This window comes from Pseudomonas meliae, assembly GCF_001400515.1.
Lineage (GTDB): Bacteria > Pseudomonadota > Gammaproteobacteria > Pseudomonadales > Pseudomonadaceae > Aquipseudomonas > Aquipseudomonas amygdali.
In genome coordinates this window covers 1-1,133 of the sequence record NZ_LJQT01000465.1, presented here as the reverse complement: position 1 = coordinate 1,133, position 1,133 = coordinate 1, and the positions used below count along the sequence as shown (strand labels likewise).

Below are 1,133 nucleotides of genomic sequence, written 5' to 3'. Positions count from 1 at the left end.
GCAAGATGTACGGCGTGTCCAGCTCGATGCCCGTCTTGGTGATGTAGGTTTGCAGCATCAGGTGCTTGCCTTCCTTCTTGCCCAGGGCCAGGAAGTAGCGGTTGAGGTTATGAAACAGGTGGACCAGTTCGTCATCACTGCGGGTTTCGCTGGAAACCCCCTTCAACTGGATCAGGCTCACCAGGCGATTGCCGGGCAGGGTCACCATGTGTTCGTGGACCGGATAGCGCATCAATGGCGCTTTCTTTTCCGGGGGCATAACGCTTGTGTGAAAATCGTGCGCCATAGAATTCATTCCATTGCGGGTTAAAGGGGGTCAGCAACAACGGTTTGCCGTACTTGAGGCTCAGCCAGAGACGCCGCCGCCCAAAGCGGATGCGGCGCAAATATTGAGGATCGATCAGGCCCACGACCCTCAAGGCGATGAGGGCTATCAGGAACGGGGCGGCAGCGACCAGGCCCCACACCCAGGACAGCAGGAAGGTTGCGGCCACACCGAAGACCAGGCCGCCCATCAGCAAGCCCACCATCGGCATGATGGGGATGTTCCAGAACATCGCGGGCCGACTCATCGCGTTGTAGCTTTCGAAGGTCAGTTTCTTGAGTACTTCGTTACCGGCCATAAGCGCTCCTGGTCAACCCGGCACGCCGGTGCCGAACACCTGCCAGGCCGCTGTGCCGAGGAGCACAGACCCACCAACGACCAGCAGCACGCCAACCTGCTCGAGGTAGTCCATGAAGGTGTGCGAGCGGTCGCCCGTGGAGCGAGCAATCAGCCATTGGGCACCTGACCAGATCAGGCAAACCAGGCCCAGGGTGCCCGCTAGGGTATAGAGGCCCAGGCGGATATTGCTGCCCCACTGGTTCAGCGTGCTGACCCAGTCAGCGGAGGCGATACCGGGCAGGTAGGCCATTGCCACCAGCAGAATGCAGAGTTCGCCTTTGTTGGGCACAAGGGTACGTTTGATCATCATTGATCCTCTTGAGGGAGAGTTGAGGGTTGTTCAGGGGGTGAAGCCGGAACAGCAGGTGCAGCGGATGGAGCAGAAACAGCCGGTGGGGCAGGCGGCAGATAGCGCGGGAACTGGCGCAGCACGTCCCAGCTTTCGTAGGTCGGTTCCACGGTGGACGCA

The 1,133-nt window shown here is 60.1% G+C and carries 3 protein-coding genes and 1 pseudogene; all 4 read right to left on the bottom strand.

Annotated features, from left to right (window positions below; all coding sequences use genetic code 11):
• Positions 1 to 208 (bottom strand): hypothetical protein (locus ALO64_RS24795; RefSeq protein WP_456238966.1); only part of this gene is annotated, 208 nt, incomplete at its 3' end.
• Positions 135 to 623 carry a VirB3 family type IV secretion system protein gene (locus ALO64_RS21450; RefSeq protein WP_054991798.1) on the bottom strand — a complete coding sequence of 163 codons (489 nt, stop codon included), beginning with the start codon at positions 621 to 623 and terminating at the stop codon, positions 135 to 137. The genes ALO64_RS24795 and ALO64_RS21450, both read right to left, overlap by 74 nt.
• A 12-nt stretch (positions 624 to 635) precedes the next feature.
• Positions 636 to 971, bottom strand: a complete 336-nt coding sequence (locus ALO64_RS21445; RefSeq protein ID WP_054991799.1) for a hypothetical protein — start codon at positions 969 to 971, stop codon at positions 636 to 638.
• Positions 971 to 1,133 (bottom strand): annotated as a pseudogene (locus ALO64_RS26465) (lytic transglycosylase domain-containing protein); the annotation flags it as partial. The gene ALO64_RS21445 and the pseudogene ALO64_RS26465, both read right to left, overlap by 1 nt.